This window comes from Sporomusa aerivorans (genome assembly GCF_041428895.1).
Lineage (GTDB): Bacteria > Bacillota > Negativicutes > Sporomusales > Sporomusaceae > Sporomusa > Sporomusa aerivorans.
Genome location: NZ_CP156926.1, coordinates 3,047,501 through 3,067,838 on the forward strand (window position 1 = coordinate 3,047,501; position 20,338 = coordinate 3,067,838).

The window sequence follows — 20,338 nt, forward strand, 5'->3', positions numbered from 1 at the left end:
AAAAAGTACTTATTGAAATGTATAAGTAGATATGGTAAAATATAATTCCTTGAGCAATCAAATGTAATGACCTACTAGCTCAGTCGGTAGAGCACCTGACTTTTAATCAGGGTGTCCCGCGTTCGAGTCGCGGGTGGGTCACCAACTGGCCCGTTGGTCAAGCGGTTAAGACACCGCCCTTTCACGGCGGTATCAAGGGTTCGATTCCCTTACGGGTCACCATAAGCAGCGAACCAGGTTCTCACGAGCCGATAGGCGAAATGAGAACCTGAGTGAGTCGCTTACTTCCGAGCGGAAGTGAGGAAGCGTATTCCTTTATTATCTAGAATACGGGCGATTAGCTCAGCTGGGAGAGCGCCTGCCTTACAAGCAGGATGTCGGCAGTTCGATCCTGTCATCGCCCACCAATCTCGATACTCGATGCTAGACGCTCGACATTCGATAATTATCGAACATCGAAGGTCTAAAGTCGAAAATCGAATAATGCGGCCCCGTGGTGTAGCGGTCTAACATGCCGCCCTGTCACGGCGGAGATCGACGGTTCAAATCCGTTCGGGGTCGCCATAAAAAAATTCCAGCCTTTTTTAAAAACGGGAAATTGCGGTACTGCATTAGTGTAGTATTGAGGAAAGTCCAGACTGCCACGGCCTGAGATGGCTGTAGTGTTCGCGCCCATCGCAAGATGGGGCAGAGCTAAGCTCTGACGACGATGAAATTGACTCACGTAGCCGAAAGTAGTCATAAAGTGCACAGAGAATGAGTAGACTGGCGACAGTCTAGTGAAAAGTGGTAAACTCCGCGAGGCAGAAACCCGAATTTTGGTAGGGGAACTTCCTGTAGGGAAACAAACCGAAGGGGAGAACGCACTCGGTGCGTTAGATAAATAATTTCCTAAAACAGAAACTGGCTTACGGTTTTTAATGAAGGCTGTAATATATAAAGAGACTCCGTAGCTCAGCTGGATAGAGCGTTTGACTACGAATCAAAAGGTCGCAGGTTCGAATCCTGCCGGGGTCGCCATTTTATTGAGTGGAAGTTCTTCACTACGCTCAGAACTAAGCGACTTACGTAGGTTCTCATGTCGCCTTTGCGGCTCGTGACAACCTGGTTCGCTGCTTAACGCCTCGGTAGCTCAGTCGGTAGAGCAGAGGACTGAAAATCCTCGTGTCGGCAGTTCGATTCTGCCCTGAGGCACCATGCATGCGATTGTGGGTTCAATTCCTATCGCCAGCTCCAAACAATCTGGAGGGATTCCCGAGTGGCTAAAGGGAGCAGACTGTAAATCTGCCGTCTTTGACTTCGGTGGTTCGAATCCACCTCCCTCCACCAATAACATCGCGGGGTGGAGCAGTTGGTAGCTCGTCGGGCTCATAACCCGAAGGTCACAGGTTCAAGTCCTGTCCCCGCAACCATGATACTATCGCTTCGCTTATGTAAAACTCGATTTTATAAAGCGAAGCTTTATAAAGAATAGCTCAATCTGCGACAAGCACGTATCCGACACAAGGCCGCAAACAGGTTAGTAGTGTCCAGATGCGAGGCGCACCGGAAAAACGCGCAGCGCGGCGCACTGGGAAGTGCGTAAGCAAGCGTTTTGAGGAGCAACGAAGCAGATAGGCGCTAATAACCTGTTTGTGTGATGTGCTGGTGTAGCTCAGTCGGTAGAGCGTATCCTTGGTAAGGATAAGGTCACCGGTTCAATCCCGGTCACTAGCTCCATTTATATTTTTAATATGGCGGCGTAGCTCAGTTGGCTAGAGCATTCGGTTCATACCCGAAGTGTCCGGGGTTCAAATCCCTGCGCCGCCACCAGGCAATAATCGGGGCGTGGCTCAGTTTGGTAGAGTACCTGGCTTGGGACCAGGGGGTCGCAGGTTCGAATCCTGCCGCTCCGACCAGTATTTTATTGCTGGATTATAAGCGCATCCTTGCGTACGTTCCCTGAAAACTGAACAATGTAAGTAATGCATCATATGCCAGATGTGCGGTGCTCGTTTGAGCACATTAAATAATTTCTTTTAAATTTTTATGAGCCAACAAATGGCTTCAATAAATAAACTTTATTGGAGAGTTTGATCCTGGCTCAGGACGAACGCTGGCGGCGTGCCTAACACATGCAAGTCGAACGGGGAGTTACTTGTAACTCCTAGTGGCGAACGGGTGAGTAACGCGTAGACAACCTGCCTCTAAACTGGGGACAACACCGCGAAAGTGGTGCTAATACCGAATGTGGTGACTTGGTTGCATGACTGAGTTAAGAAAGGTGGCCTCTATATATAAGCTACCGTTTAGAGATGGGTCTGCGTCTGATTAGCTAGTTGGTGAGGTAATGGCTCACCAAGGCGACGATCAGTAGCCGGTCTGAGAGGATGAACGGCCACACTGGGACTGAGACACGGCCCAGACTCCTACGGGAGGCAGCAGTGGGGAATCTTCCGCAATGGACGAAAGTCTGACGGAGCAACGCCGCGTGAGTGAAGAAGGTTTTCGGATCGTAAAGCTCTGTCGTTTGGGACGAACGTATCTTGTGTAAATAATGCAAGGTAATGACGGTACCAAAGGAGGAAGCCACGGCTAACTACGTGCCAGCAGCCGCGGTAATACGTAGGTGGCAAGCGTTGTCCGGAATTATTGGGCGTAAAGGGCGTGTAGGTGGATTTTTAAGTCTTGTGTCTAAGTGCGGAGCTCAACTCCGTATGGGCGCAGGAAACTGGAGATCTTGAGTGCAGGAGAGGAAAGTGGAATTCCCAGTGTAGCGGTGAAATGCGTAGATATTGGGAGGAACACCAGTGGCGAAGGCGACTTTCTGGACTGTGTCTGACACTGAGGCGCGAAAGCCAGGGGAGCGAACGGGATTAGATACCCCGGTAGTCCTGGCCGTAAACGATGGGTACTAGGTGTAGGAGGTATCGACCCCTCCTGTGCCGGAGTTAACGCAATAAGTACCCCGCCTGGGGAGTACGGCCGCAAGGTTGAAACTCAAAGGAATTGACGGGGGCCCGCACAAGCGGTGGAGTATGTGGTTTAATTCGACGCAACGCGAAGAACCTTACCAGGGCTTGACATTGAGTGAAAGGTCTAGAGATAGATCCCTCCCTTCGGGGACACAAAAACAGGTGGTGCATGGCTGTCGTCAGCTCGTGTCGTGAGATGTTGGGTTAAGTCCCGCAACGAGCGCAACCCTTATCCTTTGTTGCCAGCACGTTATGGTGGGAACTCAAGGGAGACTGCCGCAGACAATGCGGAGGAAGGCGGGGATGACGTCAAGTCATCATGCCCCTTATGTCCTGGGCTACACACGTACTACAATGGGCTTAAACAAAGCGAAGCAAGCCTGCGAAGGTAAGCGAAACGCATAAACAAGCTCTCAGTTCGGATCGGAGGCTGCAACTCGCCTCCGTGAAGTCGGAATCGCTAGTAATCGCAGGTCAGCATACTGCGGTGAATACGTTCCCGGGCCTTGTACACACCGCCCGTCACACCACGAAAGTTGGAAACACCCGAAGCCGGTGGGGTAACCGTAAGGAGCCAGCCGTCTAAGGTGGGGCCGATGATTGGGGTGAAGTCGTAACAAGGTAGCCGTATCGGAAGGTGCGGCTGGATCACCTCCTTTCTAGGGAGAACCGTTCGGGGTAACACCTGAACTACTTCCAAGGTCGACACATCAGGCAGATGATAACTCTTACATTGTTTGGTTTTGAGGGAATGAAGAGTTGAGAAAAACCTACGAAAATGAACTTTTTCGTAGGTTTTTTACTTATAAAGGCAAACTAGTGTATAATATAACTAAATTCGACGTAACTATTGACAAACTAATAAACATATGTAATAATCTAAAAAAAGTATACTGGGATCCTTTAAAACAGTCCTGTGAGGCTGACAAGGTCAAAACTTGATTATCTATTATTGAGTTTATTGTGCTAAGAATTAGCTCAATAAGGCTTTCTGTCGCTTCAGGACAGAAAGCCTTTTAATTTTGGGAGGAAGTTATAATGGACAGATCCAAGCAGTACAGGAGTTTTAGAATCGACAGGCACACTGGCGAAAGTCTACTGGTAGGCGGTGCAATTCTTGGCTTTTTCTGCAATGGTATGATGGCGGGTTATGGTGCACTCTTATCTGAGAACTATTCAACAGATGCACGTTCTACTGCTGAGAATTTTATATTTAATACTGGTCGTGCCGTAGGCGGCTTGGCTCCTGTACTAATTGGCATATTAGCTGCTAAGTACACCTTGTCAGGAGCGCTGGCATTGCTGGCTTTCATCTATGTTGCAGCGGCTATTAACGTGTACTTTTTGATTCCTGAGACAAAGAATAAAGAGCTAATAGATTAAATGCATAAAAACCCTGCTCATTTTGCGAGCAGGGTTTTTTGCTGTTATACACGGCTGCGATCACGGAACAGAAGGGACAAGAAGTAGAATGTCTGCAGTATGTAGTATAGTATTGACACGTTAGTGGCAAGGTATGCCACTTCCCTGGCTATTATTTACGCTATATTGAAACAGCAATATATGATATAATTTTAACGACTATTAGTACTGCAAAATAATAACCAATATATATAGGAAGGGGGCATTGGGAATATGCCACAAAAGGATTATAATTGGGTTAAAGGATGTCTGGCTCTCGTGATTACCCTTGCCCTTCTATTCGGCGGTCAATTATTTTGGAATAAATACGCGGTAGCCAAGCCTATCAGCGATATGTTCCAAAGCATTAAAGGTGTGGAATCAGTTAGCATTGGCCGTATCAATGAACAAGGAAAAAATAGTGACAAAAACAAGATCTTCGTAAAGCTTGCGAATGTTCCTGATTTACAAAAAGCCTATACCGCAATTATTGATGGCTTAAAAAATATTGATGGCGGTAAAAAGTACGATATTGTTATTCAGGATAATCGTACACCCGAATTAGAGCAGTTTTTCTATACTGTCCATTATTATGTGCAAGAAGCAAGTGTTAACGGAAACTTTGCCATTATGTCTGAAAAGATTGAAGCAAAGGCCCAGAAGGTGGGGATAGCAGTAAAAATATATGTAGATACAAAAAATATCTACCTGCAGATGACAAAAGCCGATGCAGAAATGTATATGGTAATTGCCCGTAGTGACAGTGGCCAGGGGGTGAAATAATATGCCACATATTGAAATTATTATTGGTATCATAGCCGCAATCCTTATCTTCCTGGTATTTGAAGGTGTGGATGTAATGCCGGTAATTTTTTTAGGCAGTATTTTAGCTGCTTTCTATTATGTTGCTGGCAAACGATCTGGCAGTAAAACTTTTGCGGGTGTTGCTAAACGGTCTGGCGAAGAGCCTTTAATAAGCTTTGATGATATTGGCGGTCAAGATATAGCCAAAGGCGAGCTTTGTGAGGCTCTTGAGTTCATAAAAGATTTTGAACGTATAAAGTCACTGGGCATCCGCCCACTCAAAGGCATCCTGCTTAATGGGCCGCCAGGAACAGGAAAAACTCTTTTGGCTAAAGCGGCTGCACAATTTACTGAATCTGCATTTTTGGCAGCAAGCGGATCAGAGTTTGTTGAAATGTATGTTGGTGTTGGCGCCCAGCGTGTACGTCAATTATTTAAACAGGCAGCTAATACAGCAAGACGTGATAATAAAAAAAGCGCGGTTATCTTTATAGACGAGATTGAAGTACTAGGTGGAAAACGTGGCCAAAACAGCGGCCACTTGGAATATGACCAGACATTGAATGAGCTTTTAGTACAAATGGATGGGATATCTGCTAATGATACCATTCGCATATTAGTCATTGGTGCAACAAACCGGGTGGATATTCTCGATCCCGCACTGCTTCGTCCTGGTCGTTTTGACCGGCAGGTTAAAGTTGATTTACCTGACAAGAAGGGACGGCTAAAAATTTTGGAATTACACACCCGGAACAAGCCAGTGGCTGAAGAAGTTGTCCTCAATGACGTGGCCAATGATACATTCGGATTTTCCGGGGCCCACCTGGAGAGTGTGGCTAACGAGGCTGCTATCTTAGCTTTTCGGGAAAAGTCAAATGTAATTACCGCTCAGCATTTGCGCAGTGCGGTTGAAAAAGTTATTATGGGTGAGAAATTAGATAGAATTCCTAGTTCGGAAGAAAGGAAACGAATTGCCATTCATGAAATAGGTCACGCACTGCTAAGTGAGTGTACTCAGCCAGGCTCGGTAGCCAGTGTTAATGTTGTGCCGCGGGGAAACGCATTAGGTTATGTGCGTCAAACACAGCAAGATGATAAGTATCTATATACTGTGGATTTTATAAAAGGGAAAATGGCAATAGCTGTTGCTGGGGCGATTGCAGAAGAAACCTTCCTTGGGGCGCGCAGTACAGGTGCAGCAAATGACTTTAAGCAAGCTGCTGATTTGGCAAAACAAATAGTTTTCGGAGGTATGTCCGAGCTAGGCATTGTTTCGCCCGAAGACGTCCCCAAAGAATTACTCCATAAAACGATTACCGGCATTATTAACGAAGTGGAGAGTCAGGTAAAAAAACTTATTAACAATAAGAAAGCGCTTTTTACTCAGCTAGTCGATCTGGTTATGAGCAGGGAATGTTTATCCGGCAACGAGTTCAGGGATGCAATCGGTACATCCGTGCAGGTCTTCTAGTCTACTGCCGATAGGGTAGTTACATGCATATTATGGTATGCAGTGGAGAAATTAAAAATTGTATGATGAAAACAGCTATATTTTTTGGTGGCGGCGCATCTGCTGCTGAAGGTGCACCTGTACAGAGCATGCTTTTTAGAAAATATTTTAAAGCTTTGCGTGAAAAAAAAGATTATAGTGATATTAAACGGGTTAACGAATTACGTGCTTATTTTAAACAAATGTTTTATATTGATGTACTAAATGACGATTTGGATACGGTTGAGTTTCCGACATTTGAGGAAGCCATAGGTCTCTTAGATTTGGCGGTACGCAAGCGCCAGTCATTTAAAAATTTTGATTTGGAAAACATAGCGTCAGACTGCAACCGGATTGGCTTTATCCGTCAATATCTGGTGCTGTTGATGGCAGAGGTACTTGAAGATAAAACTTCCATCGTCAAAGGTCTTCACCGTTTATTAGTTGATCGCCTGGGAGATCTAGGATATCTTACGGAGATGGTTTTTTTATCCACTAATTATGATGTTTTGATTGACCGGGCGTTAGCCGGCAGAGAAGATATTGTTTTAGACTACGGGATGGAATGTTCTCTTTCCCGGTTTGATGACTGCCATGGCAAACGCATGCCTGTTGTACCGCTCTATAAAGTGCATGGGTCGCTAAACTGGTCTTACTGTCCAGCGTGTAATTCACTGAATGTAGTCGAGGATGAAAAAGGCATGCTTAAGCTTTTGGCAGATCCGTCGCCGGCGCTATGCAGCAGGTGCCGTTCTGTAAAGACTCCGGTGATTGTGCCGCCAACCTATTTTAAAGATATGTCTAACAGTTTTTTAACTATTGTCTGGCATAAAGCCGAAGCAAGTTTAAAAGATATTGGGCACCTGATATTTTGCGGCTATTCTTTTCCTGATGCGGATATGCACATCAAATATTTACTTAAGCGTATCCAGACAAGTCGTGATGACCAATTGAAAATAACGGTTATTAATAATTATCCGGGAAAAGAAACTGAAACATGTGAAGAGGAAAAGAATCGCTACATGCGATTTTTGGGAACACATGTCTGTTTTGCAAAAGATACCTTCGAAGAGTTCTGTGAACATCCGGAGATGCATATATGAAAAAAAAATAAGCCGCAAGCGGCTTATTTTTCATTTTCTGATTTGTTATTTATTCTGATCAAATGCAAGAAGAAAAATGCTATTGCCATGCTTAGTGGCAAATTCGTTTTCAAACTTTTTGATAGTGTCGAGCTCTTCAGCCGACAAGGATGCGTAATTTATGTTATTAGCGTGCATTTGGCAGCTCCTTTCTATAAATGGTACCTTTAATTTCTCCCATTATAGAAATTATATGCTGCTTTTACAGGCGGCCACTGCAATTTAAGACATTACGGATTTTATGTTTAACCATGCCCTTGATGGCTTCACGGGCAGGCTTAAGATATTGACGGGGATCAAAATCTGCAGGATTGTTCGCAAGATGCTCGCGAATCGACGCCGTCATGGCTAAACGAAGGTCGGTATCAATATTAATTTTGCATACGCCAAGTTTACCGGCTTTGAGCAGCATATCTTCCGGGACGCCTTGAGCACCTTTAATCTGGCCGCCAAAGTTGTTGCACTTCTCGACAAACTCAGGCAGAACAGTAGAAGCACCATGCAACACCAGCGGGAAGTCAGACAGTAGCTTGGAAATAGTTTCCAAGCGATCAAAGTCGAGGCGGCACTCACCTTTAAACTTGTAAGCGCCATGACTAGTACCAATTGCTATGGCTAAGGAATCAACTCCGGTGCGCTCAACAAATTCCACAGCTTGATTAGGATCTGTATAGGTCGCGTCTTTAGCGCTGACATTGACAGCATCCTCCACACCTGCCAGACGGCCCAGTTCTGCTTCGACAACAACGCCATGCGCATGCGCGTATTCAACAACTTTTTTTGTAAGGGCTATATTCTCTTCAAAAGGCAACTTTGAGCCATCAATCATAACAGAACTAAATCCGCCATCAATGCAGGATTTACATATTTCAAAATCCTCGCCATGATCAAGATGTAAACAGATAGGCAGGCCTGAATCTTCCAGGGCTGCTTCTACCAGTTTAATGAGATAGATGTGTTTGGCATATTTACGGGCGCCGGCGGATACCTGAAGGATGAGGGGAGCCTGTTCTTCCTTGGCAGCATCGACAATGCCCTGAATAATTTCCATGTTATTGACGTTAAACGCGCCAACAGCATATTGGCCTTCATAAGCCTTTTTAAACATTTCTTTTGAAGTTACTAATGGCATGGAAATCCCTCCTATGTTTTCCTGAAACAGAATATATTATAGCATATTTCAAATACATTATAGCATATTTAATTTTTTCCCGCCAAGTGTGCTGAGTACATTGACCAAGTCTGCAGGCAGCGGACTGGTAACCGTAAGCACTTGTCCACTTACCGGATGTGGCAGGCTAAGTTTGGCTGCGTGTAAAGCCTGACGTGTAATTAGAGTAACCGGTCCCCCGTAGAGATCATCTCCCAACAAAGGACAGCCAATATAACAAAAATGAACACGAATCTGGTGCGTACGTCCGGTCTTTAGCAGGACCTCAAGCAAACTTGCCTGGCCAAAGCTAGTTAGAATACGGTAGTGAGTGATCGCCTGCTGCCCATCAGGCCGAACTTCCCGTTCGATTATACTGTTGGGTTTACGCCCGATAGGAGCATCAATCTGGCCATTGGCAGGAGCGGGTGTGCCAGAAACAATCGCGAGATACTCTTTAGTTATTGAGTTTTGGTTTTGATTGAGCCAATGCTGAATATCCGGGCGTTTAGCAATAAGAACAAGCCCAGAGGTATTGCGGTCCAGCCTATTGACTGGATGAAACCCGCAGGAATAGCTTTGCTGGTGATAATAATGCATTATCGCATTGGCAAGCGTACCCGAATGTTGGCCTGCTGCCGGATGCACCAGCATGCCGGTTGGTTTATCGGCAACAAGCAGCCAATCATCTTCATAAGCTATGGCAAGAGGTAAAGCTTCAGCAATAATAGAGGAAGCCTCAGGCCAGGTGACAGAAATTGTGTCGCCAGGATGTACCTCAGTACATATGGTGGCAGGAAGGGCGTTGATTAATAATGTTCCGGTTGTTTTAATTTTGCGCCATAAAGTCAGCGACAAGCCAACTCGGCGGCGCAAATAATCTTTTACCGGCTGGGGAGAAATATTTGGCGGCACTACAAATTCAGGCATAGTAACTCCTCTGGTGGATGTAAGTAACTATTAGTATTCGTAATACCTGAATAATAATCCTCTTAAAAAATACAGGAGGCAAGCTGCCTCCTTTTAAAAAAAGTCCTAGATTATGTTTTGTACCATGCCGATTAATTCCGTTAAATGTTCCCGCTCCAATGAAATTGATTCTTTTACATATTCACCCATAGGATTTGTACGTAAGCCGTAGTAGTAGACAAACCGGCGATGGCGTCGGATAAGTCCCGGTAGGAGTGCCAGAATTAGTAGACGGCTACCTAGCAATTGCCGTTCGGTATCTGCCAGCTCATTATCATTTATTTTAAAACCATGCTTTTTCATAACTGCTGCCAAACTATCGTCGTGCATACAAATCATGTGTATGATACGAGCGCAATGTTAGAAAGTCAATAATCCCTTACGTCATAAGAGATCTGGCCATTCTCTTTTTTTGCATGAACCGTGATGCGTAGCTTCAAAAGGACCCGGCGCTTATCTTCAAGTGTTTTGGCGTTGGATATTTCTTTGGGCGAAATATCAATTACCTGCGGCTGCTTTTCTAGCGACTCAATGACATTATTTATCGCCGTATTTAGGTTATTTAGCTCTTTCTCGGCTTCATTCATGTCGATGGTACCGGTTGATACCCATTTTAAAATTGCGACCTTACGAGCCTTTAAATTGGCTAAATGACTCTCGGTAGATTCACGTGGCTTTTCCTTTATGCGACGTCCCTTATTAGACTTATAGGATTTTGAATATGTTTTTTGGATATAATCCCAAACAGCTTCGTCTAATTCTTTTACGGGTATCCCGGTGCGGCAATCGCATTCATTTCCGTTAATATAAGCGGTACACACGTAATAGCTGTAATCTTTTTGGGTGCGTTTGGGGAACGTTATGCCGCGCATGGCGTAACCGCAATTGGCACATTTTATGACGCTTGATAACAGATATTCATACTTGGCATTACGTTTGGCTAATACCTTATTTTGTTCGCGGATTTCGCATGCTTTTTCCCATGTCTCTTGATCGATAATGGCCGGGATAGTGATGGCTACCCATTCCGACTTGTCACGGTGTATTAGCTTTCGCTTTTTTTGAGCGATCAGTTTCTGGTAAGTTGTAAAAGACCATTTGGTGCCAGCATATAGTTCGTTGGAAAGTATATGGTGCAGCACTGAGGCTGAGAATGGTCTTCCGGTTCTGGTATTGATTATGCCGTTGGCTTGGAGATCGGCAGCAAGAGGTAGGGTACCATATTTTTTGTTTACGTAGTAATCGAATATGGAACGGACTATTTCTGCTTCTTCCGGCACAATGATATATTGATCGGTTTTCCTGTCGCACGAATAGCCAAAAGGAGGTCGGGAGAAGATTGGCTTACCGGCTAACACTTTAGCCCTTTTACCACGCATGGACCGCTCACGAATTTTGGCTTTTTCAAAAGCTGATATGGCGCCACGCATACTGAAAAATAGCCGTCCTTCTGGTGAAGCATCATAATCGCCGGTGATGAATAAAAGTTTCGCACCGGATTTTTCAATTTCATCGGCTAAAATAAGCTGATTAGTAAGGTTACGGCTCAGCCGGTCAGGGTCGTATACACAGACATGTTCTATAATTCCTGCGCGCAAATCATCCCGCAACTTATCTAATGCCGGCCGTTCGAGAAACTCACCGGAATAGCCATCGTCAATGTAGTCATTGATATTGGCTAAGCCGAGTGATAGTAAGCGCTGCCGGCAGCTTTGTATTTGATCTTGTAGGGAATATCCTGTACGGGCCTGTTCGTCCGTACTTACACGGGAATAGATAGCATTCATTTTTAATCACCTGGTTTTCTATGAGATACGCATTTACTTTAACGCTGCATTAATATCTTTGCATGTCACTTTATTAGGTTAATTAGAGTATTTAAAAATAATAAAGGACTTTTATTGTATTTTATTGTATTTGTAAAGTATTGAAAAGGGGAGACGCTTTTTTGATACCTTTTTAACGAAGAGAGGACATGTATTTTGAAAAGGAAAGTATTTGAATGCGGAATATTATTTTTAATTTCAGTTAGCTATGTTATTGCTCTATTATATGACAATGATATTTTTGATCCGTTTGTATTACTATCTAATAATATCGAAGATCAAATGAATACCATTTTTCAGGTACAAGCGTCTGTTGCTACATTAGGAATAGCGCTTATTTCGTTATTGGCAGGTTCCTATAAGGAAACGATATATGGAGTACCAGTTTCGCGGTTTATAATGCATATTAGACCGTATATATTAAAGCACAGAAACATAATTTTGTTTGAATTATTTCTTATTCTTATAAGCTATATTTCTATAATTTTTAATTATTATAATAGTCTAATAACTACTTTCTTAATTAGTATCTTATTAATTGGTGTTATGGTCTACGATATCTTTAAGATATTTAACGGTGATAAGTATATTGAAGAAGCAATAAAAGAACACTGCCTAAGTATTTGTGAAGATGGACAGCTTGGGGAAAAGCAAGGGATTTTAAACGTAATTTCAGATGATATTAAATATGCAGTAGATAATAACTATTTTTCCAGAGTTAAAAAGGATTTAAATATCTTGCAGGATCTTTTTATTATAATAAATAATAATCAATCCGATAATCATATAAATAAATTTTGGGAAGAAAATTATATAAGTATATGTTCTTATATTTTTGAGCAAGAAAAATAATAATATAAATTATTTAATGCTTGAGTCAATAACGAATTTATTTAAGCTCAAAAAAAGTAGCTTCAGGATATGGAATGAAATTGGAAATGCCTATTTTAAGAAATTAGCGAATATAGAGTATAGGGATAGTTTGTATAGAAATATTTTGCATTTAAGATATAATCTGTATACTCTAGAGTATGATTCAAAAAATAATTACTCGATGTTAATTAATTTTTCGTCTTCAGTGTATTACTGTCTTTATGTTCATAATAATTACGGACAAAATAGATTGAAAAAATCGCTATATGAAGCTATAGATATAACATATAGATACGGGGAAATTTCTGTTGAAATGAAAAAAGTTGCTTATAATGAATTGTGTAATTATACTAAAACACTAATAGATAATCGTGAATATGATCTATTAAAAGAAACCTTTATTGATGTGGTAGAAAGAAAAACTCGCCAAAACAATAAAGAGAGCTTTATCTTCTTAATTTTCATTTATCTATATTACTTAGCTGAAAAAGAGGAATTAGTAAATGAAAAAGCAAAAGAATTTGCAATTGATTTTATTAATAAACACAAAAGTGTGATAAATACTTTTTTATATACGGCAAAATATAGTTTTAAAATTGATAAAAATTTAATTGACGAAACAAAAAGTATAATTTCGTCATGGGAGATATTTAAAACTGGTCGAGCAAAATTTGTTATTATGGATTATGTTGTAGATGAGTTTTTTGTATTCTATATTGTAACCACTGAATATGATGTTAATTCTTTAATTACAGACTTTAATGCGATTATTTCAGAGCGTGAGTTTCATTTTTGTAGTACTTTTGGAAGCAATAGCAAAGAAAGATTAAGAAATCAATACAAAAAATTTCTAGAGTTATTTTATGGCAAAAATCTTAGTGATGATGCTTTAATTGAAAGAATTGATAAGCTGGATAGTGCATTAGGACAAGTTTACAAAATATCTGAATTGAAAAAAGCATCATCGAATGATTTTAGTGAATTTGAATTAACAATATCCTCAAAGATTGAACAAATTAAGATTGAAATAATAGATAAGATAGCCATTTTTAAAAATAAACCTGAACAACCTAAGTTTTACAAAAAACAGATTATGAAGCTTAATACATTTCCGAATCTTGTAGATATAAACTCTTTAACAACAGAAATTTATCATTACTTTTTACGTATCTTAATCTTTTTAGTATATAAAAAAATACATGTACATAAAGTTTCCTATGATGATAAAGATATCTTAAATAAATTTTTTGATTTACTAAATACAACAAAGATAAATGTGGATACTCTAATAGGTTATAGAAATTGGTTTCATAACTTTGAGAAAGAAGAAGATTTCAAAGTATTTGAAGATCAGATGTTTAAAATTAAAGCTGAAGGATTCGACAATCTTCTTTTAACGATAGATAGCAGTAAATTTTATGTGCATTTATTAGATATTAAGATATTTCTTGAGAAAATACCTGAAGATGACATCTTAGAAATGGCTAAGTTGAATAGTGAAGGAGAATATCTATATAATATTACAAACGATATTTATCTACCGTTTAAAAAGGACGAGCTGATTAGATATGTTACTAATACAAGAAGATATATAGTTGTAGAAGTAGCGCTCGAATATGGTTTCATCGATGAAACTTCAAATATCGGTATAAGTTTTGAAATTACTCATGAGAAGAGATAACGTAACTGAAGGGTTAACTATCTTTCACAAGTTAATATCAACCATAGCCCCCGGCGCTGCCTGAATCTTCCCAACCACATCGCGCCACTCATCCACTGTAAGAAAAGACTGCCCGGGATCAACGACATTCGCCGGTATTTAAAATTCACCTTATTTCCAAAACTAACAACGGAAAGCATACCACCATAGGCAGCCAGTGAAATGCGGTTAAAGTCGATGATAGGCAAGGCCTGAAATCACGGACACGCTTCGTTACAACCCCAAAGCTTCTTTGGTTTTAGGACCAACAATTCCATTAGCTTCTAGGCCCTTATCAGCCTGGAAGTTTTTTATTGACTGTTCAGTTTTTTCTCCTTTAATACCATCTGCTTCGCCACAATCATAGGGTACCGTCAAGATAGTTTCGCAAATTCGTTTGCAATCCATATTAAATAAAATCAGTCAGCACTAAAACCCGACTCAAGGTCGGTAGTTTCTAAGTGTTTCATATTCATATACTTTTTACTGCCCCACTGGGTTCCGGCAACGTGACGAAGGCGGGCGCAGACTAACATGAGGGCAGATTGGCCGTCAGGAAACGTGCCGACTACTCTTGTCCGGCGCTTAATTTCTCGGTTCAAGCGTTCAATCACATTGTTCGTACGAATTCTTGTCCAATGCTCATAAGGAAAGTCTGTGTAAGTGAGCGTTTCATCAATGCTGTTTTCTATCTTAGTGGCAGCTTCTTTGAGCTTCATTTCTCTCAGGGATTGAGCGACCTGTTTGGCCTTTTCTTTGGCAGCAGATTTGCTTTCCTGGGCATGAATTGCTTTAAGCATTTTAGCTACTAGTTTGACTTTGGATCGAGGTACTACTGAAAAGACATTCCGATAGAAATGGACGGTGCAACGCTGATATTTGGCTTCAGGAAACACGTCGTATACCGACTCCAACATCCCTAGGCATTTGTCTCCTATAACCAGATTTACACCAGTTAGGCCACGGTTTTTTAGCCATTTGAAGAACTCTGTCCAACTGGCTTTATCCTCTTTCATACCTTCGGCAGCGCCCAGAACCTCACGATAACCCTCTTCATTGACTGCGATTGCCACAAGTACACTCACATGCTCATATTCACCGCCCCAATTGCGGCGCAGATAAATTCCATCCACATAGATATAGGGATATTTCTGGCCCTGTAAGGGGCGGTTTCTCCACTCTTCTATATGGACATAGGCTTTCTTATTTAACTCGCTGATAGTCGACGGAGATACCTTGGTTCCCCACAAAGCTTCTGTAATATCCTCCACTCGCCGGACGGATACGCCGGCCAGGTACATTTCAATTAGCGCTTCCTCTACGGAGCTTTCCCGGCGGCGATACCGTTCAATGATTGCGGTTTCGAAAGGAATCCCTTTGAGTTTAGGGACTTTGAGAGTCACATTTCCTGATGTGGTTGTCAGACTTCTATCGTAGTGACCGGAACGATAGCCTTGCCGAGATTCGGTACGCTCGTATTTGGCAGCCTGCGTCAGGTCACTAGCCTCCTGATCCAACAGATTATTTAGCGTTTCCTCCACGCTGCTACGTACCAGTTCTTTCAATTCTCCCTTGATGATTTCCTCATTCAACTGTATAATTTCCTTGGACATGTTTGCAGTCTCCTTTCGGTAAATGGTGTTGTGGTGACTTCATTTTACCTTTTGGACTGCAAACTTGTCCTCTTTTTTCTTTTAATTCAATTTGCGAAACTTATTGTACATTATCAATCATAGCCCAGTTCGTTAAGCTTCTGTTGTACCAGCTTTATATCTACAACATCAGCAGGCTTCTTCTTGGCAGGCTTAGATGGTCCACCGTTATGGTAGTGATACGAGCCTACGGGATATCCCCAACCAGCGGTGCGGACATAGTGGCCACCGTTGCTGTCGGTGCGGCCGGGATGTGCATTAGCAAAAGATACGGGCAGGGTGACTACTAGCAAAGTTACCAACGCTTTTTCAAAGAACTTAGAGGTGGTTTTTAAAGTCAAATCATTCAATCCTTTCTAAAACGTGTGTTCGACAAATCCTATAAATAAAACACTGCTTGTTAACTTCGTTTTTCGACGGTCGCCATTTCGCTATAAATCGCTCAAAGGGATATTGTATGTATGCGTATTGCCGTGAGCAACCTTGTAAAGAGTAAGCCGCATGGCTGAATACTCGGTGCCATCTGAAGTGTTACGTTCCATTAAGTTCATGGGTTCAGATTTGTAAGCTTCTTTCGAAGCACCAATTTCGTAGAGATGCACATAACGCACTTCATATGCTCCAGGATTAAGACTTTCTGCCGTGAACTGCTCGGATTGTCGTATTGTAAATGATCTTACCGGGCGTGGCTGACCTGAAGTACTCCAGATACGTACCATTACAGGAAAGTCATTACGTGTATTATCAATAGTTATTTGACAAAGCCCGCCGTTGTTTGAATAGGGATCCCCCTGAACATATTGAGTTTTGACACCTAGCTTAGGATTTGGAAGCTGGACAGCCGGCTGTTGTGACTGTTTTGAAGTTTGGGCAGAAGGCTGAGATGCTTTTGGAGCTGTACTAACTGAACCTTTGTTCGGTGTACTAGGAATAGCGACCCAAAGGAAAAAGCCAATTATCACTACAGCTACAGCCCAAAATTTTCCTCCTGACACAGATGGTTTTTGTGTTTCTTGATTATTTGTTTGTGCTTTATTTATGGTATTAAGGGATTTATTTACATTGTCCATTGCTGTCATGATTTTAGAATATAACTCATCGTTTCTATAAACATAATTTAAACTCTCTGTTAGTAAACTTTTTGCTTGGCTAAATTCGTCGGCCCAGGTATATGCGCCAGCAAGAATCCATAAAGTCAGTGCGCATTCATTAAAAAAAGTAGAATTACGTTCCATTACCATTGAATAAAAACCTGGCCCCATATCGTTTCTACGCAGACTAGTAATTGCAGGCAAAACATAATTTCCCCAATGGTTATAAGCTTTTGCACATGCTTGAGAGTTTAGCCTTTGATAGCCAGGTTCTTTTCTTATGCTTTGACAAAGGCTGTTTATTTCTGAACAGGCAAATAGAGCTAACTTGATTTTGTCATCTGTAGTGTAATCATCAGAACGCTTTTCATTGGCATTAGGCTGATTCTTCAAACTATACGATAGGTCATACCGCGTACGTAAATCTTTATCTGAAAGAGTATTATAAGCTTCATTAATGAGCTTCATTTTCTTTGCAGCGAAGGTTTTGTCTAGAGAAGTAGTATCTGGGTGATATTTCTTAGATAAAGTTAAGTAAGCTTTTCTGATTATTTCCTGGGAAGCTTTTGGATGAACCTCAAGTATTTCGTAGTAGTCGAGGGGTTCGTTTCTCATAACTTCACTCCACAAGTCAGTGTGTTTGTCCAATCTCGGGAAAGTTAAAATGTGCAAATAAAACACAGCATGCTCAATAGACGGCTGTGTTTTTCTTTTATAATCAAAACGCGGCTAGAATATTTATTTATAAATTGTTTTATATATCGACAATTGTAATACTAAAGTAACATAGAAATATGTCGATTTATCATGTTACATAATGATGAATTTTGTAAAATAAATTGTATTAAATAGTGTATTCTATGATGTGGCTGCTTTCGAAGCCTGTCGTTGCTTCAATTCCTTAATCCTGTACCGCAACGCTTCCTCCGATACCCCCATACAACGAGCAGCACTTTTTATATTAAAGCCCATTTTGGCATACCATCTAATTTTATCAATCGGCATTATCAGTTCAGCAGCAAATACATTTGCTTGGCGTTCCTTCTGATCAGCTTGTCCTTTTAAGCGGGTACAAAAAAATGCGGGCTGATAAGAACCTGTGCATTAAAAAGTGTCCCAACTCGTGGGCAAGAATAAATAATCTTCGGGCTTTCGGAAGATCAGGATTAACAACAATGATAAAACGGCCATCATCATTCCATAGCATGCCGGCAAAATTGCTGCTGCGCAAGGGACGTCAATTGTTACGCCACAGTCTTCTATAATCTTAGTTACCATTTCTGAAGCGTAAGGGTAGGTCGCCTTATATCTTTCATAGTGAGTTTGGGCAATTTGAATAGCTAAATCTAACACGGAAATTACTCCTTACAGAACATATGTTCGACAAGAAGGTCAAAAATTATTAACGGTTGCTTATGCCGTTAATAGTTTTTTCTTTGTTGCTTTTTTTGTTGTAGCTTGAACTTGAAGTATTCGGCTAAATCTTCCATGATTTCCTGCCGATCATTTGGCGTTATTCCGGGGGTCAATCGGAGGACTCAAAAATATAGTTGCGATCTGAAGGTTTTTTTATTTCAAGTCTAGGTAGCCCTTTATAAAAATTGTAAGCAGTCATACCAAAGCTATTGTGCCAAGTACAATTCACGTCTTTTCAAGAAGCGTTATAAGTTCTGAATACACAATATCACTCACTAAAAGTATTAAACTCAAATACTTCTGGAGTAAATTGTATAATCCTGCAAGCAACTGTATTGACAACTAAGTGAAGGATTTAAGTGGGTGGACACAATCAGGAATAATTTATAATAATTATTTCCAGGAAACACCAAGGTTATTCTGCGGACTCAAATCAGAGTTGTTCCTAAAAAAATGAAAGCAGACAACCATGCACCGCATATGTTTTATGGGAGGGGTGACGGTGCCAAGAAAAAAAGAAAAACTGCCTGTCGTATTTCTGGGCTTCGTTGCTCGTGATGGTAGCGTGAGCATAGAGCCGCCTGAATGGTTTATTAAAAGGTTAGGTCCGGCCTTTGATGATGTATTAGGTACTGAGTCTACCCGCAAGGAAAAGGACGGTGATGAACCGGACAAATCCGTTGCTTAGTTGGACAAGCCTTATAAAAAAGGAACCCCACCAGATCGGCAGGGCGTAATGGGGTTGTGGTGTGGGGAGACAGACAAAAGAACTCCCGATTCCAATTGCTCAACAAAAAATAGCTCAGGAAAAGGCACAAGAGAAAGCGCAAGAACGATCTCAAAATAACAGTGTGATTAAGTAGGATACGTTTTGGTCTAACGTCAAAGTGTTTGGGCTCAATGAAGATCAGGTACATCTGATTGCCTGTGAGTTATACCAAAAACCTGCGAGCAGTCTGACTGAATTAATAACAAGTCAAGCTGAATTAAATAAATTTACATCTGAGTTGCGTAAACACGCACAAATGGCTGGATAATGAAACGCTGTGGCCGTATTCTCAAAGACGAAACAAGGGACTACGGCCCAGTGTGTGAACAAAAACGATCTATTGGCCGGTACCAGTTAGAGCTCAGATTTAACCCGTTTATAGACAACCAATTGAGTATGAAAGAGCAGCATGAGATTGTTAAACGGCTGCTAGATGTGTAGTCTAGGGGGCAATAGTGACCTTCGGAACTTCAATAAAGTAGAGGTGAGAGGTAATGAAAGTTGTTCAACCGCTTAGAAATTGCGGCAATTGCCGTTATTTGATATATGACAGGTATGAAATTCCAGTATGTTACCAAATTGAGCAGAGGGAAGGTAAGCCTGTTGACGTAAAACGGATGCGGCGAAATAAAGCTTGCCAGAGTTATATGCGAATAGAAGAAAAGGCGGGGGCTTAGGCTCCCGCTGGGGTAGTGGGGAATTAATCTGACAATAAACTATTCAAGGCTTTTAAAAATTCATCTGAATCAGCCTCTATTTTTCCACCACTATAACCATCCTCAGAGTCTTTATTGTAGAGATCAAAAACTAATAATCCGTTTTCGTTCTTGTAAACATCCATAAGGATAACATACTACCCAGACATTGATCGGCGCAGGGACAAGGATAATATGACTCCCAAGTGGATTATGGACGGGTTGGTGAAGTCAGGGGTTATTCGGGACGACAGCACGAAGGTTGTTGACCTGGATTGGAGCATTGGACCGGTTGGGGTGATTGGTAAGACTGAGATTGTAATTACCGAGGGAGTTAGGTGAACTTCAGGTACAGAAGCTACGCCAAGACTAATAATTGGAGAGGATGTGGACAATTCAACAAAAATA

18 protein-coding genes, 11 tRNA genes, 1 rRNA gene, 1 other RNA gene and 1 pseudogene are annotated in these 20,338 nt (G+C 41.6%); 21 read left to right on the top strand and 11 right to left on the bottom strand.

The window, feature by feature from the left end; genetic code table 11:
• The first annotated feature begins 68 nt into the window (after positions 1–68).
• From SATMO3_RS14235 to SATMO3_RS14315, 17 genes are all read left to right on the top strand, one after another.
• A tRNA-Lys gene (locus SATMO3_RS14235) sits at positions 69–144 on the top strand.
• A gap of 3 nt (positions 145–147) precedes the next feature.
• Positions 148–222, top strand: a tRNA-Glu gene (locus tag SATMO3_RS14240).
• A 109-nt stretch (positions 223–331) separates the two neighbouring features.
• Positions 332–407, top strand: a tRNA-Val gene (locus SATMO3_RS14245).
• 80 nt (positions 408–487) lie between these two features.
• Positions 488–564, top strand: a tRNA-Asp gene (locus tag SATMO3_RS14250).
• A 22-nt stretch (positions 565–586) separates the two neighbouring features.
• An RNA gene (gene rnpB / locus SATMO3_RS14255) (RNase P RNA component class B) lies at positions 587–916 on the top strand.
• A gap of 27 nt (positions 917–943) precedes the next feature.
• A tRNA-Arg gene (locus tag SATMO3_RS14260) sits at positions 944–1,020 on the top strand.
• Positions 1,021–1,121: 101 nt separating this feature from the next.
• Positions 1,122–1,197 (top strand) — tRNA-Phe (locus SATMO3_RS14265).
• A 47-nt stretch (positions 1,198–1,244) separates the two neighbouring features.
• Positions 1,245–1,329 (top strand) — tRNA-Tyr (locus SATMO3_RS14270).
• Positions 1,330–1,336: 7 nt separating this feature from the next.
• Positions 1,337–1,412: transfer RNA gene (locus SATMO3_RS14275), tRNA-Met, on the top strand.
• A gap of 231 nt (positions 1,413–1,643) precedes the next feature.
• A tRNA-Thr gene (locus SATMO3_RS14280) sits at positions 1,644–1,719 on the top strand.
• Between the two features lie 16 nt (positions 1,720–1,735).
• Positions 1,736–1,812, top strand: a tRNA-Met gene (locus tag SATMO3_RS14285).
• Positions 1,813–1,821: 9 nt separating this feature from the next.
• Positions 1,822–1,898: transfer RNA gene (locus SATMO3_RS14290), tRNA-Pro, on the top strand.
• A gap of 162 nt (positions 1,899–2,060) precedes the next feature.
• A 16S ribosomal RNA gene (locus SATMO3_RS14295) occupies positions 2,061–3,613 on the top strand.
• Positions 3,614–3,992: 379 nt separating this feature from the next.
• Positions 3,993–4,337 carry an MFS transporter gene (locus SATMO3_RS14300; RefSeq protein WP_371381426.1) on the top strand — a complete coding sequence of 115 codons (345 nt, stop codon included), beginning with the start codon at positions 3,993–3,995 and terminating at the stop codon, positions 4,335–4,337.
• 252 nt (positions 4,338–4,589) lie between these two features.
• Entirely contained in the window at positions 4,590–5,138 is a 549-nt protein-coding gene (locus tag SATMO3_RS14305) for a hypothetical protein (RefSeq protein ID WP_371381427.1), read from the top strand.
• 1 nt (position 5,139) lies between these two features.
• Positions 5,140–6,630, top strand: a complete 1,491-nt coding sequence (locus tag SATMO3_RS14310; RefSeq protein WP_371381428.1) for an AAA family ATPase — start codon at positions 5,140–5,142, stop codon at positions 6,628–6,630.
• A 62-nt stretch (positions 6,631–6,692) separates the two neighbouring features.
• The gene (locus SATMO3_RS14315) at positions 6,693–7,751 is read left to right on the top strand and encodes an SIR2 family protein (RefSeq protein WP_371381429.1); all 1,059 of its coding nucleotides are present in this window, start codon (positions 6,693–6,695) and stop codon (positions 7,749–7,751) included.
• Between the two features lie 45 nt (positions 7,752–7,796).
• On the opposite strand, the gene SATMO3_RS14320 is transcribed toward SATMO3_RS14315, so the two are convergent.
• From SATMO3_RS14320 to SATMO3_RS14340, 5 genes are all read right to left on the bottom strand, one after another.
• On the bottom strand, positions 7,797–7,928 hold the full coding sequence (locus SATMO3_RS14320; protein WP_371381430.1) for a hypothetical protein: 132 nt from the start codon (positions 7,926–7,928) through the stop codon (positions 7,797–7,799).
• A 64-nt stretch (positions 7,929–7,992) separates the two neighbouring features.
• On the bottom strand, positions 7,993–8,922 hold the full coding sequence (fba, locus tag SATMO3_RS14325) for a class II fructose-1,6-bisphosphate aldolase (RefSeq protein ID WP_371381431.1): 930 nt from the start codon (positions 8,920–8,922) through the stop codon (positions 7,993–7,995).
• Between the two features lie 57 nt (positions 8,923–8,979).
• A complete protein-coding gene (locus SATMO3_RS14330) occupies positions 8,980–9,870 on the bottom strand; it encodes an RluA family pseudouridine synthase (protein WP_371381432.1) in 891 nt (296 codons plus the stop codon).
• A gap of 105 nt (positions 9,871–9,975) precedes the next feature.
• On the bottom strand, positions 9,976–10,212 hold the full coding sequence (locus SATMO3_RS14335; protein ID WP_371381433.1) for a hypothetical protein: 237 nt from the start codon (positions 10,210–10,212) through the stop codon (positions 9,976–9,978).
• Between the two features lie 65 nt (positions 10,213–10,277).
• The gene (locus tag SATMO3_RS14340; RefSeq protein WP_371381434.1) at positions 10,278–11,696 is read right to left on the bottom strand and encodes a recombinase family protein; all 1,419 of its coding nucleotides are present in this window, start codon (positions 11,694–11,696) and stop codon (positions 10,278–10,280) included.
• Positions 11,697–11,891: 195 nt separating this feature from the next.
• Between SATMO3_RS14340 and SATMO3_RS14345 the strand changes: the two genes are divergently transcribed.
• Positions 11,892–12,587 carry a hypothetical protein gene (locus SATMO3_RS14345; protein WP_371381435.1) on the top strand — a complete coding sequence of 232 codons (696 nt, stop codon included), beginning with the start codon at positions 11,892–11,894 and terminating at the stop codon, positions 12,585–12,587.
• Positions 12,588–12,858: 271 nt separating this feature from the next.
• On the top strand, positions 12,859–14,289 hold the full coding sequence (locus SATMO3_RS14350) for a hypothetical protein (protein ID WP_371381436.1): 1,431 nt from the start codon (positions 12,859–12,861) through the stop codon (positions 14,287–14,289).
• A 252-nt stretch (positions 14,290–14,541) separates the two neighbouring features.
• Here SATMO3_RS14350 and SATMO3_RS14355 read toward each other — a convergent pair whose 3' ends face one another.
• The 6 genes and pseudogenes from SATMO3_RS14355 to SATMO3_RS14380 form a co-directional block, all read right to left on the bottom strand.
• Entirely contained in the window at positions 14,542–14,715 is a 174-nt protein-coding gene (locus tag SATMO3_RS14355; RefSeq protein WP_371381437.1) for a peptidoglycan-binding protein, read from the bottom strand.
• Between the two features lie 11 nt (positions 14,716–14,726).
• On the bottom strand, positions 14,727–15,920 hold the full coding sequence (locus SATMO3_RS14360) for an IS256 family transposase (protein ID WP_371373815.1): 1,194 nt from the start codon (positions 15,918–15,920) through the stop codon (positions 14,727–14,729).
• A 113-nt stretch (positions 15,921–16,033) separates the two neighbouring features.
• Positions 16,034–16,300, bottom strand: coding sequence for a YHYH domain-containing protein (locus SATMO3_RS14365; protein WP_371381438.1), 267 nt, complete (start codon positions 16,298–16,300; stop codon positions 16,034–16,036).
• 90 nt (positions 16,301–16,390) lie between these two features.
• Entirely contained in the window at positions 16,391–17,665 is a 1,275-nt protein-coding gene (locus SATMO3_RS14370) for a J domain-containing protein (protein WP_371381439.1), read from the bottom strand.
• A 243-nt stretch (positions 17,666–17,908) separates the two neighbouring features.
• Positions 17,909–18,094: pseudogene (locus SATMO3_RS14375) on the bottom strand (ImmA/IrrE family metallo-endopeptidase); the annotation flags it as partial.
• Between the two features lie 4 nt (positions 18,095–18,098).
• Positions 18,099–18,257 (bottom strand): ImmA/IrrE family metallo-endopeptidase, encoded by a 159-nt coding sequence (locus SATMO3_RS14380; protein WP_371381440.1) that lies wholly within the window; start codon positions 18,255–18,257, stop codon positions 18,099–18,101.
• 711 nt (positions 18,258–18,968) lie between these two features.
• On the opposite strand from SATMO3_RS14380, the gene SATMO3_RS14385 reads away from it, so the two are divergent.
• Both SATMO3_RS14385 and SATMO3_RS14390 read left to right on the top strand, forming a co-directional pair.
• On the top strand, positions 18,969–19,154 hold the full coding sequence (locus tag SATMO3_RS14385) for a hypothetical protein (RefSeq protein ID WP_371381441.1): 186 nt from the start codon (positions 18,969–18,971) through the stop codon (positions 19,152–19,154).
• Between the two features lie 971 nt (positions 19,155–20,125).
• The gene (locus tag SATMO3_RS14390) at positions 20,126–20,272 is read left to right on the top strand and encodes a hypothetical protein (protein WP_371381442.1); all 147 of its coding nucleotides are present in this window, start codon (positions 20,126–20,128) and stop codon (positions 20,270–20,272) included.
• The last annotated feature ends 66 nt before the right edge of the window (positions 20,273–20,338 follow it).

Coding starts and splice junctions, on each gene's coding strand:
- SATMO3_RS14300 (WP_371381426.1), top strand. CDS start 3,993: ATGGACAGATCCAAGCAGTACAGGAGTTTTAGAATCGACAGGCACACT.
- SATMO3_RS14305 (WP_371381427.1), top strand. CDS start 4,590: ATGCCACAAAAGGATTATAATTGGGTTAAAGGATGTCTGGCTCTCGTG.
- SATMO3_RS14310 (WP_371381428.1), top strand. CDS start 5,140: ATGCCACATATTGAAATTATTATTGGTATCATAGCCGCAATCCTTATC.
- SATMO3_RS14315 (WP_371381429.1), top strand. CDS start 6,693: ATGATGAAAACAGCTATATTTTTTGGTGGCGGCGCATCTGCTGCTGAA.
- SATMO3_RS14320 (WP_371381430.1), bottom strand. CDS start 7,928: ATGCACGCTAATAACATAAATTACGCATCCTTGTCGGCTGAAGAGCTC.
- fba (WP_371381431.1), bottom strand. CDS start 8,922: ATGCCATTAGTAACTTCAAAAGAAATGTTTAAAAAGGCTTATGAAGGC.
- SATMO3_RS14330 (WP_371381432.1), bottom strand. CDS start 9,870: ATGCCTGAATTTGTAGTGCCGCCAAATATTTCTCCCCAGCCGGTAAAA.
- SATMO3_RS14335 (WP_371381433.1), bottom strand. CDS start 10,212: ATGAAAAAGCATGGTTTTAAAATAAATGATAATGAGCTGGCAGATACC.
- SATMO3_RS14340 (WP_371381434.1), bottom strand. CDS start 11,696: ATGAATGCTATCTATTCCCGTGTAAGTACGGACGAACAGGCCCGTACA.
- SATMO3_RS14355 (WP_371381437.1), bottom strand. CDS start 14,715: ATGGATTGCAAACGAATTTGCGAAACTATCTTGACGGTACCCTATGAT.
- SATMO3_RS14360 (WP_371373815.1), bottom strand. CDS start 15,920: ATGTCCAAGGAAATTATACAGTTGAATGAGGAAATCATCAAGGGAGAA.
- SATMO3_RS14370 (WP_371381439.1), bottom strand. CDS start 17,665: ATGAGAAACGAACCCCTCGACTACTACGAAATACTTGAGGTTCATCCA.
- SATMO3_RS14380 (WP_371381440.1), bottom strand. CDS start 18,257: ATGCTATGGAATGATGATGGCCGTTTTATCATTGTTGTTAATCCTGAT.
- SATMO3_RS14390 (WP_371381442.1), top strand. CDS start 20,126: ATGACTCCCAAGTGGATTATGGACGGGTTGGTGAAGTCAGGGGTTATT.